Source organism: Bradyrhizobium sp. YR681 (assembly GCF_000282615.1).
Classification (GTDB): Bacteria; Pseudomonadota; Alphaproteobacteria; order Rhizobiales; family Xanthobacteraceae; genus Bradyrhizobium.
This window is the reverse complement of sequence record NZ_AKIY01000227.1, coordinates 45,472-60,412: the sequence shown is the minus strand read 5'-3', so window position 1 is coordinate 60,412 and position 14,941 is coordinate 45,472. Positions and strand designations below refer to the sequence as shown.

The following is a 14,941-nucleotide window of genomic DNA, read 5'->3' as shown; positions in this document are numbered from 1 at the left end:
CGAGCCCGGAATCCATACTCCCGATCGTGGTTATGGATTCCGGGCCTGGCCCTTCGGGCCATCCCGGAATGACGGAGTGTGTGACTACCTGTTCGTCCCAAAGATCTTCCGCGCCTCGGCGGGGCTCGCGATCTCGCGGCCGGCGCGGCGGGCGCAGGCGGCGATGGCCTCGATCAGCTGGCCGTTCGACGTCACCTTCTTGCCGTCGGCAAGATAGAAGGCGTCCTCGAGGCCGGTGCGCAGATGGCCGCCGAGCTCGGCGCAGCGCTGGTGCAGCGGCCAGATTTCCTCGCGGCCGATGGCGGTGACCTGAAAATGCGCCTCGGGCCGCTTCAGCTTGATCAGGATCGGCAGCAGCTCGGGATCCGACGGCATGCCGGACGCGACGCCCATCACGAAGTTGTATTCGAGCGGGCCTTTGTACATGCCGACTTGGGTGTACATGCCGACGCAACGCACGATGCCGACGTCGAAGCATTCGAACTCGGGGATGGTGCCGACCGCGTTCATGACGTCGAGATAGTCCTTCACCTTCTCGACCGAATTGTCGAACATCATCGGCGGCCAGGCCCAGCTATTGTCGGCCTTGACCTTCAGGTAATTCAGCGAGCCGGCGTTGCAGGCCGCGATCTCCGGCTTCGTTTCGCGGATGCAATCGAGCGCGCCGCTGTAGTTCGGACCTGACACGCCCGAGGTGTGGTTGATGATCACGCCGGGGCAGGCTTCGCGGATCGCCTGCTGGATCTCCTTACTGACCGCGACGTCCCAGGACGGCAGGTGCCCCTTGCCCGGCGCCTGCTGGCGCAGATGGATGTGCATGATGGACGCGCCGGCGTCGAACGCAGCCTTGGCCTCGCGCGCCATCTGCTCGGGCGTGACGGGCACGTTGTGCTGCTTCGGGTCGGTGAGCACGCCGTTCAGCGCGCAGGTGATGACGGCCTTGTCGCTCATGCCAAAAATGTCTCGCACGTTGAGAATTCAACGTTTGCGATCATGTGATGCGGGGCATGCGGCTTCTTGCGCGGAGAAGCTGACAAAAAGCGAGAAATCGTAGGGTGGGTTAGCCGAAGGCGTAACCCACCACTTCTGTCATCGCAGAGACCAAAGAGGTGGGTTACGCTGCGCTAACCCACCCTACGTGAGCGGCGCTAGCTTGCCTCCGCCAATCGTACCGTCTCGGTGCTGCGATAGATCGCAAGATCCCGCGAGCCGACGAAGATCGCGCGCGGCTTCAAGCCGTAGAAGCGGCGGATCGAGTGGCTGAAATGGGTGGAATCGGGATAGCCGATGTCCTGCGCGAGATGGGCGAGGTTGAGGTCCTGGTTGGCGAAATGCAGCAGATGCCGCGCGCGCTTCCAGGCGCGGAAGGAGCGGAACGAGATGCCGGTCTCCTCCTTGAACAGATGCAGGAAGCGCGAGGCCGAGAGGCCGGCTTCCGCCGCACACGTATCCGCCGTCACCGGCTCGCCGGAGAAACGCCCGATGCGGGCGACCGCGCGCATCACGCGCGGATCGAGAACGCGGCGCGGCAGCGCCTCGCCGAAACACATCTCGTCGAATTCGGCGGTGGTAATGTCGTTGTAACGGCGCTGGCGCAGCAGGGTGTAGGCAGCGAGGATCTTGCGGGCATAGACGGCCCGGTCGGGTCCGGTCAGCCGGGCGGCCAGCGCCTCGATCACTCCATCCGGCATGCTTTCCGGCTCGAGCGTCACGCTGATTGCAGTGCGGTAGTCGCCGGCGATGGAATGCCGCTGGTTCGGCAAAGTGACGAAGAGCTCGCCGGAGGCGAGGACATCGTCGATGGTCAGGTGCAGATTGCCCTTCACCGCCACATAGACATGGCAGCAGCCCGGGGTCCGCTTGCGGGGGCGGCCGAGCAGGCCGGCATAAAAGACCCGCTCCGGCGTGATCAGCATCAGATGGTCGGATTCGCGACCGTTATCTTCCATTGGGGTCCTCCTCGCGCGGCTCTCTGGCCGCTGCGGACGGAGGTCACCTTAGCCGAAATTTGGGCGCTGTCACGACGGGATAGCGCTGTCATGACGCGCAAAAGATTACCATTCCGGGACGACGATCAGTCGCGCCCGGAACCATGATGAGACCGTAGTCCCATCCTGCGGAATGCTTACGCCCTCACTCGCGGCGCAACATTCTGCTCAGCGCCAGCCTTTTGCTCCGCAGCAACCGCACGCTTGAAACCGTCGCGCTGCTGCAACCGCGCCCAATAGGCTGCGACATTTGGCCCAAAGTCCTTGGCGAGCCCGATATTGTCGGCGAGACGAAGCGCGTAGCCGATGACGATGTCGGCGGCGGTGAAGCGTCCTGCGCACAAGGTTTCGGCATTCGCGGTCGCTGCCTCGACGGCGCGCAGCCGGCCCAGGAACCATTTGGCGTAGTCGGTCGCGACCTGCGGGTTACGGCGCTCTTCCGGCTCGAGCTGGGTGTAGCGGAGCACCAGCGTTTGCGGGAAGGTTAACGTGGCGTCGGAAAAATACATCCAGTTCAGGAAGGCGCCATAGGCGGGATCCGCGACGTCGACCATCAGCGGCGTCGGCGCGTATCTGGTGCCGAGGTAATGGCAGATGCCGGAGGACTCCGTCATCTTGGTCTCGCCGTCGACCATGAAGGGAATGGTGCCGAGCGGATTGAGCGCGAGATATTCCTTGGCGAAGACCCGCGGCGGGAACGGCAGCATCTTCAGTTCATACGGCAGCCCCATCTCCTCCAGCATCCAGAGCGGACGGAACGAGCGCGCGGCGTCGCAGTGATAGAGCGTGATCATCAGGCGTTCCCCTCGCATTGTCTAAGCATGATCTTCCCGGAAAACCGGCATCCACTTTTCCGGATCACGCGCTGGGCAGCGTGCCCATCATCTTGCACAGGACCATCAGCATGACCTCGTCGGCGCCGCCGCCGATCGAGGTCAGGCGGCTGTCGCGATAGGCACGGCTGACCGGTGTCTCATTGGTAAAGCCCATTCCGCCCCAATATTGCAAGCAGGCGTCGGTGAGCTCGCGGCCGAGCCGGCCGGCCTTGAGCTTGGCCATGGTCGCGAGCTTCGTCACATCCTCGCCGGCGACCAGCTGCTCGGCGGCGCGATAGATCAGCGCGCGCAGCAGCTCGACCTCGGTCTGCATCTCCGCAAGCTTGAAGTGGACGACCTGGTTATCGAGGATCGACTTCCCGAAAGCCTTGCGGTTGCGCGTGTATTCGATGGTTTCGTTGATGATGTATTCATGCGCCTTCAGGCAGGCGGCAGCGCCCCAGAGCCGTTCCTCCTGGAATTGGATCATCTGGTAGGTAAACCCCTTGCCCTCCTCGCCGATCCGGTTGCGCTTGGGCACGCGGACATTGTCGAAGAAGATCTGCGCGGTATCGGACGAGCGCATGCCCATCTTGTCGAGCTTGCGCGCGACCGTGACGCCCTTGCTCTTCATGGCCACGCAGATCAGCGACTTGTTGCGGTGAACAGGCCCATCGCCGGTATTCGCCAGCAGGCAGATCCAGTCGGCCTGGGTGCCGTTGGTGATCCACATCTTGCCGCCATTGATGACGTAGTCGTCGCCATCGGAACGCGCGGCGGTCTTGATCGAGGCGACGTCGGAGCCGGCGCCGGGCTCGGAGACGCCGATGCAGGCGACGTAATCGCCGGAGATCGAGGGCGCCAGGAATTCGCGCCGCACCTCGTCCGAGCCGAATCGCGCCAGTGCTGGCGTTGCCATATCGGTCTGCACCCCGATCGCCATCGGCACGCCGCCGCAGGTGATGGCGCCAAGCTCCTCCGCCATCATCAGCGCGTAGGAGTAATCGAGGCCCGAGCCGCCGAACTCGACCGGCTTGTTCAGCCCGAGGAAGCCGAGGCTGCCCATCTTTCTGAACAGCTCGTGCGCCGGAAAGATGTCGGCCTTCTCCCATTCATCGACGTGAGGATTGATCTCGCCCGCGATGAACTTCTGCAGGCTCCGTCGGATTTCGTCGTGGTCGGCGGTAAACAGCATTCTCTCTCCATCGTCATTCCGGGCTCGCTCGCTTCGCTCGCGCCCCGGAATGACGCGAGGAGAAAGCGGTTATAGTCCCATCTGCCGCGACGCCAGATCCTTCATGATCTCCTCGGTGCCACCGCCGATGGCGTTGACCTTGACCTCGCGGTAGATGCGCTCGGCCTTGATGCCGCGCATGAAGCCGGCGCCGCCGAAGATCTGCACCGCTTCCGAGGCGCAGAACGCCATGGTCTGGGTCGCCTGGTTCTTCATCATGCAGATTTCGGCGACCGGGCTTTCGCCCTGCTCCAGCCGCCACGCCAGCAGCTCCAGCATCGCCTGGCTGGCGGCGACCTTCTGCGCCATGTCGACGATCTTGTGGCGGATCACCTGGTGCTGGGCGAGCGGCTTGCCAAACGTCTTGCGCTCCTTGGCGTAGGCGATGGCCTCGTCGAGGCAAACACGGGCAAAGGCCGTGCAGCCCGCCGCCATGCCCATGCGCTCGCTGTTGAAGTTCTGCATGATGATCTTGAAGCCCTGCCCCTCCTCGCCGATCAGGTTTTCGGCCGGCACCCGGCACGCGTCGAAATGCAGCGTCGCGGTGTCGGAGGCCCACCAGCCCATCTTTTTCAGTTTTGTGCGCGACAGGCCGGGCGTGTCGCCCTCGATCAGCAGCAGGCTGACGCCGCCGGAGCCCTCGCCGCCGGTGCGTACCGCGACAGTGAGATAGTCGGCGCGCACGCCCGAGGTGATGAAGGTCTTCTCACCGGTCACGACGTAGTGATCGCCGTCACGGCGCGCCTTGGTGCGGAGACCAGCGACATCGGAGCCGCCGCCTGGCTCGGTGATCGCGAGCGCTGAAATCTTCTCACCGGCGAGCACCTGCGGCAGCACGCGTGCCCTAACCTCCGGCCGCGCCGCCCGCGCGATCGGCGGCGAGCCTATGGTGTGGCTCATCAGGCTGGCACTGACACCGCCGGCGCCAGCGCGCGCCAGCTCCTGGCTGGCGACGATCTTCATGAACTGGTCGGCGGCGATCCCGCCATATTCCTCGGGAAATCCGAGCCCCAGCAGGCCGATCTCGGCCGCCTTGCGATAGAGCACGCGGGGGAATTCGCCGGCCTCGTCCCAGTCATGGGCAAAGGGGGTGATCTCCTTGTCGACGAAGCGGCGCATCACATCGCGGAAGGCATCGTGCTCGGCGGTATAGAACGGGCTCTTCATCGCAATCTCGGCTGCTGACGGATTCGTCTCATCCACCATGGCTGGAACATCTGCGGTTCACTTGCGCCGAGTGGCTGGCTGGGGGAACCACTCAGCGCAGTCATTATCTTAGCAACTCAACGCAAGACGATTTTCGCCGCTCGCAGGCCAACTCCGGATCAAAAAAAACGTCCATGCACAAACTCCGGCTGGCCCAAGGGCCACGCCGGGCATGGTGCGCGGCAACAGGGACGCAGGCGGCACGAGACCGCCGAGGGAGGGATTTTTGGCCGTTCGTCATTACGACTGGATCGCCCATCATGGCCGCCGCACGCCTGGCAAGGTCGCGGTCATCGACCTCGCGAGCGAGCGTCGCTTCACCTATGCGCAGCTCGACGCCCGCGTCTCGCGCCTCGCCTCCTTCCTGCGTCACACGCTGAACGTCTCGCGCGGCGACCGTGTCGCGGTGCTGGCGCTGAACACGACCGATACGCTGGAGGTGCAATTCGCCTGCGGGCGGCTCGGCGCGGTCTTCGTGCCGCTGAACACGCGCCTCACCGTTCCCGAGCTTCAATTCATCACCGGCGATTGCGCGCCTGTTGTGATGATTCACGACGCCGATCTGGCCGAGACCGCGCTCGAGGTCGCAAAGCTCTGCGGCATAGCGACCAGCCTGCTGCTCGGCCCCGGCGGCGCCTATGAAACCGGCATCGCCGCAGCAAAGCCATTCGAACGCGCGGAAGAGGTCACGCTCGATGACGTCTCGACCATCATGTACACGTCGGGCACGACGGGGCATCCGAAGGGCGCGACCATCACCCACGGCATGACGTTCTGGAATTGCGTCAACCTCGGCGGTCCCGCCTGCATCGGCCCGTCCTCGGTGCTGCTCACCGTGCTGCCGCTGTTCCACACCGGCGGGCTCAATTGCTACACCAATCCGGTGCTGCATGCCGGTGGCACCGTGATGATCATGCGCGCCTTCGATCCCGGCACGGCGCTCGGCCTGATCAACGATCCCGCGCAGGGCATCAATGTGTTCTTCGGCGTGCCCGCGATCTACCAGTTCATGGCGCAGCATCCAGCCTTCGCGACCACCGATCTGACCCGACTGATCGTCGGCGGTGTCGGCGGCGCGCCGATGCCGGTGCCGCTGCTGAAAGTCTGGGAGGCGCGCGGGGTCGCGCTGCAGCAGGGCTACGGCATGACCGAGACTTCGCCGGCCGTGCTGGTGCTCGATCGCGAGGATGCGGCGCGCAAGGCCGGCTCCGCCGGCAAGCCGGTGCTGCACACGGAAGTGCGCATCGTGCGGCCTGACGGCAGCGATGCCGCCATCGGCGAGCTCGGTGAGCTCTGGGTCAAGGGACCGAACATCACGCCCGGCTACTGGAACAGGCCGGAGGCGAACAAGACCTCCTTCACCGACGGCTGGCTGCACACCGGCGATGCGACGCGCATCGACGAAGAAGGCTTCTACTACATCGTCGATCGCTGGAAGGACATGTACATCTCGGGCGGCGAGAACGTCTATCCGGCCGAGGTCGAGAACGTCCTGCATCAGCTCGCGGCGATCGCCGAAGCTGCCGTGATCGGCATTCCCGATCCGCAATGGGGCGAGGTCGGGCTGGCCATCGTCGCGGTCAAGCAGGGCCAACAACTGAGCGAGGCCGACGTCTTCGCGCATTGCGCGGCGAATCTCGCGCGGTTCAAATGCCCGCGCCAGATCCGCTTCGTCGGCGCGCTGCCGCGCAACGCCACCGGCAAGATCCACAAGCCGACCTTGCGAAAGGAATTCTCGGTGGCCTCCGAAGTCGACAGGAAAGTCGCCAACGCCTGATCAAAGCGCCCCTCTCGCGGGCGCTTTTGTTTTTCCAACGTGCCTGCTCCAACCCAAAGAAACCCCAAAGAAAACCCCAAGGAATTTTCATGAACAAGAAACTCGCCCTGCTTGCCGCAGCAACAGCGTTGACGCTATTTGCGACCCAATCCGCGCATGCGCAGAAGGCGTACGACACCGGCGTCACCGACACCGAGATCAAGATCGGAAATGTCGAGGCCTATTCCGGCCCCGCGTCCGCCTACGGCGTCATCGGCAAGACCGAGGAAGCCTATTTCAAGATGATCAACGACCAGGGCGGCATCAACGGCCGCAAGATCAACTGGATTTCCTATGACGACGGCTATTCGCCGCCGAAGACCGTGGAGCAGATCCGCAAGCTGATCGAGAGCGACGAGGTCTTCCTCGTCTTCAACGCGCTGGGCACGCCGACCCAGACCGCCGTGCAGAAATATCACAATGCCAAGAAGGTGCCGCAGCTCTTCCTCGCCACCGGCGCCAGCAAGTGGAACGACCCGAAGAACTTTCCCTGGACCATGGGCTTCCAGCCCAGCTACCGGGTCGAGGCCCAGATCTTCGCAAAATACATTCTGAAGGAGAAGCCGGACGCGAAGGTTGCGATCTTCTATGCCAACGACGATTTCGGCAAGGACTACCTCGCCGGCATCAAGGACGTGTTCGGCGACAAGGCATCGAAGCTGATCGTGGCTGAAGAGAGCTACGAGACGTCTGAGCCGTCGATCGATGCCCATATCGTCAAGCTCAAGGGCACGGGCGCCGATGTCTTCGTGAACATCGCAACCCCGAAATTCGCGGCGCAGGCGATCAAGAAGATCGCCGAACTCGAATGGAAGCCGATGCACCTGATGACCGACGTCTCGGTATCCATCGGAGCGGTGATGAAGCCGGCCGGCCTCGAGGCGTCGGAAGGCGTGCTGTCGGCCGGCTACCTGAAGGATGCATCGGATCCGCAGTGGAAGGACGACGAAGGCATGAAGAAATTCATGACGTTCATCGACAAGTACATGCCCGGCGCGAACATCTCGGATGCCAATCTGGTCTACGCCTATGCCGCAGCCCAGACCATGGTTCAGGTGCTGAAGCAGTCGGGCGACAATCTGACCCGCGAGAACGTGATGAAGCAGGCTGCCAGCCTGAAAGACTTCGTCCCCGACACGCTGATCCCGGGGATCAAGATCAACACCTCGTCGACGGACTTCGCCCCGATCGAGCAGCTCAAGATGTGGCGGTTCAAGAAGGGCCAGTGGGAGCTGTTCGGCGACATCATCAGCGCCGAAACCGGCGGCTAGTTCGCGCCGGCATGGCGTTATCGAATGGCGGCCGAAAGGCCGCTATTCTCTTTCAGCGTGCCACGGCGCTCTCGGCCTCGGACGTGTCCGGGCCGATGTCGATCGATACGATGGACAGGCCGAGACGACGCGAATCGCCGGCGCCCCTCAGCACGGGACATGACCATGCGAGAATCGCAGTGCCCGAGGCCGGCAGGTCGAGATTCAAAGTATAGCTGTCGCGACCGATTGCGATCGCCGAAGCAGCGACGCGCGCGCCATCGAGATAGAAATGCGCACCGATCTTCTCCAGTGGCGCGCGCAGCGCAGGGCTTCGGATGCGGATCAGGTTGCGGCCCGGAGCACTTTTGATACGGACCGCGGCCTGCGGCTCGCTCCAGCAAAATGTGTGGCCGGCTGAGGATTCCATGCGATGGAAACCAAGCTGCCCGACGACCTGGTTGCCGAAAAGCCCCGCCACGGGCCTCGCGCCCCGGCGAACGCGGCGAATGCAATCGAGCCGCTGAAGCCGGATCAGCGATCCGATATAGCGCTTCATCCATCGTGCAATGGCCTGGTCTGATCCGGCCACCGTCAGCGCGGTCAGAACCATGCGCGCATGCGCGACAACGAGACGCGCCGCGATGCGCGCGGGACGATCGCCGAACAGCGCTGCCGCAGCCCAGCGCAGGAAGACACGCAGCTTCTCGTCGGGCCGCCTCCAACCCCGGCCCGAGAGGCTGTAGCGTACCAGCGCGTTCAGCGCGGCGCGGGCGAGCGAAGCGTCGAGGTTATCCAGCTCGCTCCATTCGGCCGGAATTTCGAGCAGGTCGCTGCCGGGATCGCGTTGCTCCTCGCTGAGATAGCGGATCTCGCCCTGCACGAAATCGAGCGTGAACGCCCTGAGTTCGTCGAGCTTGCCGATGTAGTAGTGATGGACGCAGGCTTCCTTCAGATAGCCGACGACATGACCGCGTGCGTAATAGCTGGCGGCGAGGGCCCATTCGGCGAAATGGCCGAAATCCGGACGCAGACCCCCGCATTGCTCGTAGACGTCACGTCGTGTCACGAAACACTGGTCGAGCACTTTGAGCCAGGGATGCCGCTTCATGCCGAATTCGATATCGGATTGATACATCGCAGCTTCGGCTTCCGACAGCGCGTTATGGCAACTTGGAATCGAGCGGCAGGAAAAGCCCGCCCAATCCGGATGATCCGCGATGGCGCGCACGCAGAGCTCGAGCACGTCGGGTTCCGGCCGGCAATGCGATTCCGTGAAGAACAGGTAGCTGCCGCGGGCCTTCGTCGCACCGAGCGCGCTCAACTCAATGTCATGATGGGACTCGCTGTATTCGAGATGCGCCTCGTTGCCGACGAGCGCCTCGATATCCGCGCGAAGCATGGGGTCAGGTGGCAGGACGAGAATGATCTCGTAAAGGGCGGCTGCCACGGTCTGCGATTTCCAGCCGAGCCAGCATTGCCGCCATTGCCCGCGGTGGTCGTCCAGCGGGATGACAATGGAGAACAGCGGAGATCCGCCGCCAGATGGTGCCGGCGCGTCCTGCATGATCGTCTTATAGACGGATATGCCAGCGGCGCCGGACTATTTTGTTCGGGGAGCTAACTATCCCGGCAGGAACAGCGCGAACGGCTCTTCCACCGTGCGGCGCAGGTGGCTGCGATACAATGCATGGTTGACGTCGTCGGGCGCGACTCGTCCCAGGGACGGTTTTGGAACATTCCTGAGCGGCACGTAGGCGATCGGTGCCGCGATCGGCGTGAGCTGCGAGCCGGGACCGGCGCGCAGCGTCGAGATGATGCCATACATCTCGCCGGCAACCGTCGGCCGCGACACAGTGATCACGCGATGCTGGCCGTGCTTGATGATGACGAGATAGATGAAGCCGGACTGATGCGGCACCGCAACCTCGCCGGTGTGCTCATAGGCGGCATCGGTCCGCTCGCCCTCGCGGAAGACCAGCGAAGAGACCTTCGGCTCCCACACGATCTCCGTGCGATAGGCGAAGATCGCGTCCTTGTCGCCGAATGACGGCCGCAGCGTGATGTAGACGTCCTCGAGCCAGGTTACCGCGCGGTGCGAATAGGAGCCGAGGCTGTCGGGCGCGACATCGTTTGCGGCTGGAGGCGCCATCACGACGACGCTCTTGCGCAAGGACACGCCCAGCGCCTGCTCCAGCCGGACGGTCGTCGCCAGCGTGAACGGCCGACGGCCGCCGAGCACCTTCTCCAATGTCGACAGGCTGAGCTTGGCCTGCTCGGCCAGCGCCTGCCGGGAGATCCGGCGCCTTGCCAGCTCCTCGCGGATGGTCTCCGCGATCTCGCGGCTTTGCTCGTCGGAAAGCTGCTTGTCGGCCTGCATCTGCATCGTCAACCCTGCCTTGGGAGCAGCATTCTAGCAGGGCGGACAAACCAGCACAAAACCGCACATGGCCACCCGGCCGCGGCCCGCCCGGGCCGGCCGCGGCGGAACATTGCCGATCATTCTGCTCGCGACATCGGGCTCTTCCGGCCGATGCTTTGGACCAGCGAACACCCTTCGGGAGCAGGCCAGATGGACAGCTACGATACGACAGACAGCGACGAGCATCCGATGCTGGGGCGGCTGATCACGCTCGGCTTGTTTCTGCTGGTGCAGGGCATCGCGGTGATGCTGGTCGCCTTCGTCGCCCTGCTGGTGAGTTTTGAGCCGGGCTGGTCGGCGACGACCGAGCAGGCCAGCCTGCTCCAGCCCGGCGACGCCAGGTCGGGCACGCTCCTCCTGAAGGAAGACGGCGCCACCACCGAAGCGATCCGCCTCGGCACCGACGTCGACATCACCGTGTCGGGCTCGACGCTGCGCGCACGCATCACCCAGGTGTTCCGCAATCCGACCAAGGACTGGGTCGAGGCCACCTATGTCTATCCGCTCGCGACCAATGGCGCCGTCGATACGCTCAAGATGGTGGTCGGCGACCGCATCATCGTCGGCGACATCAAGGAGCGGCAGCAGGCGCGCGTGATCTACGAGGAGGCGCGCCGCGCCGGCCGAAAGGCCGCGCTCACCGAGCAGGAGCGGCCCAACATCTTCACCAACTCGGTCGCCAATATCGGTCCTGGCGAAACCGTGCTGGTGCAGATCGAATATCAGGAGCCGGTGCAATCCGGCAATGAATATTCGCTCCGCGTGCCGCTGGCGGTTGCGCCGCGCTACAATCCGGCGCCGATCGTGCAGAGCGTCGACTTCCGCCAGGATGGTTCGGGCTGGGGCGCGACGAATTCGAACCCTGTGCCGGATCGTGACCGCATCGCGCCACAGGTGCTGGATCCCGCGAAGAGCGCGCCGGTCAATCCGACCAGCATCACGGTGCGCCTGAAGGCCGGCTTTGCGCTCGGCGAGGTCAAGAGCCACCATCATAACGTCAAGACGGACAGCCCTGATAACACGACGCGTGTCATCACGCTCGCCGCTGGCGCGGTGCCCGCCGACCGCGATTTCGAGCTGACCTGGAAGCCGGCCGCGGAGAAAGCGCCGTCAGTCGGCCTGTTCCGCGAGCGCGTCGGCGATGCCGACTATTTGCTCGCCTTCGTCACCCCGCCCAGCGCCGAGCAGGCAACACAAAAGCCGCTGCCGCGCGAGGTCGTGTTCGTGATCGACAATTCCGGCTCGATGGGCGGCACGTCGATCGTTCAGGCCAAGGCCAGCCTGACCTACGCACTCGGCCGCCTCCAGCCCAATGACCGCTTTAACGTGATCCGCTTCGACGACACCATGGACGTGCTGTTCCCAGCCTCGGTGCCGGCCGACGCCGCGCATGTCGGCGAGGCCACCTCGTTCGTCAGCGCACTGCAGGCCCGCGGCGGCACCGAGATGGTGCCGGCGATGCGCGCCGCGCTGACCGACAGGATCGGTGACACCAACATGGTTCGCCAGGTTGTCTTCCTCACCGACGGCGCGATCGGCAATGAGCAGCAATTGTTCGAGACGATCACGGCCATGCGCGGCCGCTCCCGCGTGTTCATGGTCGGCATCGGCTCCGCACCCAACACCTATCTGATGACGCGTGCCGCCGAACTCGGACGCGGCGCCTTCACCCATATCGGTTCGGTCGAGCAGGTCGAGGAGCGCATGCGCGGCCTGTTCGCAAAGCTGGAAAACCCGGCCGTGACCGGCCTCAGCGCAAAGTTCTCCGACGCCAAGGCGGACGTGACGCCGGCGATCATTCCCGACGTCTATCGCGACGAACCGCTGGTGCTGGCCGCGAAGCTCGACAAGCTCGCGGGCTCGCTCGAGATCAAGGGACGCATCGGCGATCGCCCGTGGTCGGTGACGCTGCCGCTGCAAAACGCCGCCGAAGGCAAGGGCCTGTCAAAACTCTGGGCCAGGCGCAAGATCGGCGATGCCGAGGTGGCGCGCACCCTCCGCGAGATGACGCCCGAGGATTCCGACAGAGCGATCCTGGCGCTGGCGCTCGACCACCAGATCGTCACGCGCCTCACCAGCCTTGTCGCGGTCGACAAGACGCCGAGCCGCCCCGAAGGCGCGCCGCTCAGGCTGAGCGAATTGCCGATCAACCTGCCGGCCGGCTGGGATTTCGCGAAGGTCTTTGGCGAGCGGCCGCAGCAGGCACCGACGCACTTGCGCGAACGCCATGCCGATGCCCGCAACCAGCCAGCGACGAGGCGGCCGACACCCGCCGCCCCCGATGCGATCCGCCTGCCCAAGACTGCCACTTCGGCCGAGCTGAAGATGATCGGAGGTTTGATTCTGATCGTGCTCGCCCTGATCCTGTTCGTGTTCAACCGGCGTCAGACCTTGCTCACTGACGCCGCTTGAGAGAGGAGCCCCCCGAACTCCTCTGTTAGCGCGCGCGGCTGCCCGTCCCACACCAACGGCCGCGCGCGCCTTTTTCTTCTTGCCGTCATTGCGGGTGTGGAGACAAATGCCCCGCCTCATCTCTCCCCTCGTTCTGGCACTCGTCGGCCTGCTCCTGTTCGGCGACGGCGCCTACATCCATGCCAAGGCCTGGCTGGCGCAGGTGCTGCTGGAGCGCGCCTTCGACAGGAGCGTGGCGACCGGCCAGGCTGTCAGGCCATGGTCATGGGCAGACACCTGGCCGGTCGCACGGATCGAGGTGAAGCGGATCGGGGCCAGCGCCATCGTGCTGGAAGGCACGAGCGGCCAGGCGCTTGCCTTCGGACCCGGCCATATCCACCAAACGGTTGATGCCGGCGAGCGCGGTGTTGCCGTATATGCAGCGCATCGCGACACACATTTCCGTTTCTTGCGGAATGTTACCATTGGCGACGTAATCGATGTCACGCGCAGTGACGGCAGACGCTTTCGCTACCGGGCGGATTTCTCCGCCGTGGTCCGCTTCGATGAGTCCGGCATCGATCCCGCGGCGCAGGATGCCGAGCTTGTGCTCACGACCTGCTGGCCGTTCGACGCCATCACGTCCGGCCCCGAGCGCTACATCCTGCATGCAACCTTGATGGGGACAGGTGAATAGCCGTTCGCGACCGGCCGGTCCGGTATCGTTTGCTGGAACCGGTGAACTGGCGGGACTGCCGATTGACCTATAAGAATGGACGATTGATTTTGACATTGCGCTTTCCGGGACCGACCGTCATGGACGACGAGTACAGGCAGCGTCTCGAGCAGCGGTTGGAGCAGCTCGAAAATCGCGTCGCGCTCCTGGAAAGGAATCAGGACCTCATTGCCGCCGGACAAAGACGAACCTCGTTGAGGAGCCTCTGGCGCCGGCCGCCGATCTGGACCTTCGAGCAATATCCGCCGCGCCTGCTCAACCTGACCGCTTTCCCCTCCGCACCGGCGATCCCCGCAGGTGCGCCGCGGATCGCCATGGTCACGCCCAGTTACAACCATGCGCAATATCTCGGCGCCACGATCGAGAGCATCGTCAGCCAGAACTATCCGAACCTGTATTACCACGTGCAGGACGGCGCCTCGATCGACGGCACGATCGATCTGCTGAAGAGCCGTGGCGACGGCATCAGCTGGAAGAGCGCGCCGGACAACGGGCAGTCCAATGCCATCAATCTCGGCTTTGCCGGCGTCGACAGCGAGATCATGGCGTACCTGAACAGCGACGACATCCTGCTGCCGGGGACGTTGGCCTATGTCGCCAACTACTTCATGTCCCATCCCGATGTCGACGTCGTGTACGGCCATCGCGTCTTCGTCGATCGCGAGGGCCTCGAGGTCGGGCGTGCCGTGCTGCCGCCCCATGACGACAAGACGCTGCAATACGCCGATTATATTCCGCAGGAGACAATGTTCTGGCGCAGGCGCGTGTGGGACAGGATCGGTCCGATCGACGAGAGCTTTCACTATGCGATGGACTGGGACTTCATCCTTCGGGCACAGGCCGCAGGATTCAAGTTCGTACGGCTGCCGCGGTTTCTCGCCTGCTTCCGGATCCACGATGCCCAGAAGACGGCCGCGACCTATGCAGTCGGCGTCAAGGAGATGGGTATCCTGCGGCGCCGCGTTCTCGGCTTCGACCCGACGCAGCTGCAAATCCGCCGCGCCATCGCCCCCTATCTCGCCAAGCAATTGGCCTATCATTACGCCTACAAGCTGAGCCTGCTGCGGCACTGAGCAGGCTGTT

General features: G+C 64.1%; 12 protein-coding genes. 5 read left to right on the top strand and 7 right to left on the bottom strand.

All coding sequences use genetic code 11. The annotated features are described in order from the left end of the window. Positions 1 to 84: 84 nt before the first annotated feature. From PMI42_RS24260 to PMI42_RS24240, 5 genes are all read right to left on the bottom strand, one after another. Entirely contained in the window at positions 85 to 951 is an 867-nt protein-coding gene (locus tag PMI42_RS24260; protein WP_008138976.1) for a beta-keto acid cleavage family enzyme, read from the bottom strand. Positions 952 to 1,148: 197 nt separating this feature from the next. Continuing rightward, positions 1,149 to 1,949 (bottom strand): AraC family transcriptional regulator, encoded by an 801-nt coding sequence (locus PMI42_RS24255; protein ID WP_008138975.1) that lies wholly within the window; start codon positions 1,947 to 1,949, stop codon positions 1,149 to 1,151. Positions 1,950 to 2,125: 176 nt separating this feature from the next. Further along, entirely contained in the window at positions 2,126 to 2,782 is a 657-nt protein-coding gene (locus PMI42_RS24250; protein WP_008138973.1) for a glutathione S-transferase family protein, read from the bottom strand. Positions 2,783 to 2,846: 64 nt separating this feature from the next. Next, positions 2,847 to 3,998, bottom strand: a complete 1,152-nt coding sequence (locus tag PMI42_RS24245; RefSeq protein ID WP_008138971.1) for an acyl-CoA dehydrogenase family protein — start codon at positions 3,996 to 3,998, stop codon at positions 2,847 to 2,849. A gap of 69 nt (positions 3,999 to 4,067) precedes the next feature. Continuing rightward, positions 4,068 to 5,204, bottom strand: a complete 1,137-nt coding sequence (locus tag PMI42_RS24240) for an acyl-CoA dehydrogenase family protein (RefSeq protein ID WP_008138969.1) — start codon at positions 5,202 to 5,204, stop codon at positions 4,068 to 4,070. Positions 5,205 to 5,469: 265 nt separating this feature from the next. Here PMI42_RS24240 and PMI42_RS24235 point away from each other — a divergent pair, with 265 nt between their 5' ends. Beyond that, positions 5,470 to 7,020: an acyl-CoA synthetase gene (locus PMI42_RS24235; RefSeq protein ID WP_035966470.1), complete on the top strand. Its 1,551-nt coding sequence runs from the start codon at positions 5,470 to 5,472 to the stop codon at positions 7,018 to 7,020. Between the two features lie 89 nt (positions 7,021 to 7,109). Further along, entirely contained in the window at positions 7,110 to 8,330 is a 1,221-nt protein-coding gene (locus tag PMI42_RS24230) for an ABC transporter substrate-binding protein (RefSeq protein ID WP_008138967.1), read from the top strand. Between the two features lie 52 nt (positions 8,331 to 8,382). Here the strand turns inward: PMI42_RS24230 and PMI42_RS24225 are convergent, their stop codons facing one another. Continuing rightward, the gene (locus tag PMI42_RS24225) at positions 8,383 to 9,876 is read right to left on the bottom strand and encodes a glycosyltransferase family 2 protein (protein WP_008138966.1); all 1,494 of its coding nucleotides are present in this window, start codon (positions 9,874 to 9,876) and stop codon (positions 8,383 to 8,385) included. 57 nt (positions 9,877 to 9,933) lie between these two features. Then, positions 9,934 to 10,695: a helix-turn-helix transcriptional regulator gene (locus PMI42_RS24220; protein ID WP_008138965.1), complete on the bottom strand. Its 762-nt coding sequence runs from the start codon at positions 10,693 to 10,695 to the stop codon at positions 9,934 to 9,936. Between the two features lie 186 nt (positions 10,696 to 10,881). On the opposite strand from PMI42_RS24220, the gene PMI42_RS24215 reads away from it, so the two are divergent. The 3 genes from PMI42_RS24215 to PMI42_RS24205 all read left to right on the top strand — a co-directional run bounded on the left by PMI42_RS24215 (position 10,882) and on the right by PMI42_RS24205 (position 14,931). Next, the gene (locus PMI42_RS24215) at positions 10,882 to 13,143 is read left to right on the top strand and encodes a marine proteobacterial sortase target protein (RefSeq protein WP_008138964.1); all 2,262 of its coding nucleotides are present in this window, start codon (positions 10,882 to 10,884) and stop codon (positions 13,141 to 13,143) included. A gap of 106 nt (positions 13,144 to 13,249) precedes the next feature. Further along, entirely contained in the window at positions 13,250 to 13,819 is a 570-nt protein-coding gene (locus PMI42_RS24210) for a class GN sortase (protein WP_008138963.1), read from the top strand. A 119-nt stretch (positions 13,820 to 13,938) separates the two neighbouring features. Then, on the top strand, positions 13,939 to 14,931 hold the full coding sequence (locus PMI42_RS24205; protein WP_008138962.1) for a glycosyltransferase: 993 nt from the start codon (positions 13,939 to 13,941) through the stop codon (positions 14,929 to 14,931). Positions 14,932 to 14,941 lie beyond the last annotated feature (10 nt).

Excerpts from the sequence above, each read along its gene's own strand:
- PMI42_RS24260 (WP_008138976.1), bottom strand. The coding sequence starts at position 951 with ATGAGCGACAAGGCCGTCATCACCTGCGCGCTGAACGGCGTGCTCACC.
- PMI42_RS24215 (WP_008138964.1), top strand. The coding sequence starts at position 10,882 with ATGGACAGCTACGATACGACAGACAGCGACGAGCATCCGATGCTGGGG.
- PMI42_RS24245 (WP_008138971.1), bottom strand. The coding sequence starts at position 3,998 with ATGCTGTTTACCGCCGACCACGACGAAATCCGACGGAGCCTGCAGAAG.
- PMI42_RS24225 (WP_008138966.1), bottom strand. The coding sequence starts at position 9,876 with ATGCAGGACGCGCCGGCACCATCTGGCGGCGGATCTCCGCTGTTCTCC.
- PMI42_RS24230 (WP_008138967.1), top strand. The coding sequence starts at position 7,110 with ATGAACAAGAAACTCGCCCTGCTTGCCGCAGCAACAGCGTTGACGCTA.
- PMI42_RS24220 (WP_008138965.1), bottom strand. The coding sequence starts at position 10,695 with ATGCAGATGCAGGCCGACAAGCAGCTTTCCGACGAGCAAAGCCGCGAG.
- PMI42_RS24255 (WP_008138975.1), bottom strand. The coding sequence starts at position 1,949 with ATGGAAGATAACGGTCGCGAATCCGACCATCTGATGCTGATCACGCCG.
- PMI42_RS24210 (WP_008138963.1), top strand. The coding sequence starts at position 13,250 with ATGCCCCGCCTCATCTCTCCCCTCGTTCTGGCACTCGTCGGCCTGCTC.
- PMI42_RS24240 (WP_008138969.1), bottom strand. The coding sequence starts at position 5,204 with ATGAAGAGCCCGTTCTATACCGCCGAGCACGATGCCTTCCGCGATGTG.
- PMI42_RS24205 (WP_008138962.1), top strand. The coding sequence starts at position 13,939 with ATGGACGACGAGTACAGGCAGCGTCTCGAGCAGCGGTTGGAGCAGCTC.
- PMI42_RS24250 (WP_008138973.1), bottom strand. The coding sequence starts at position 2,782 with ATGATCACGCTCTATCACTGCGACGCCGCGCGCTCGTTCCGTCCGCTC.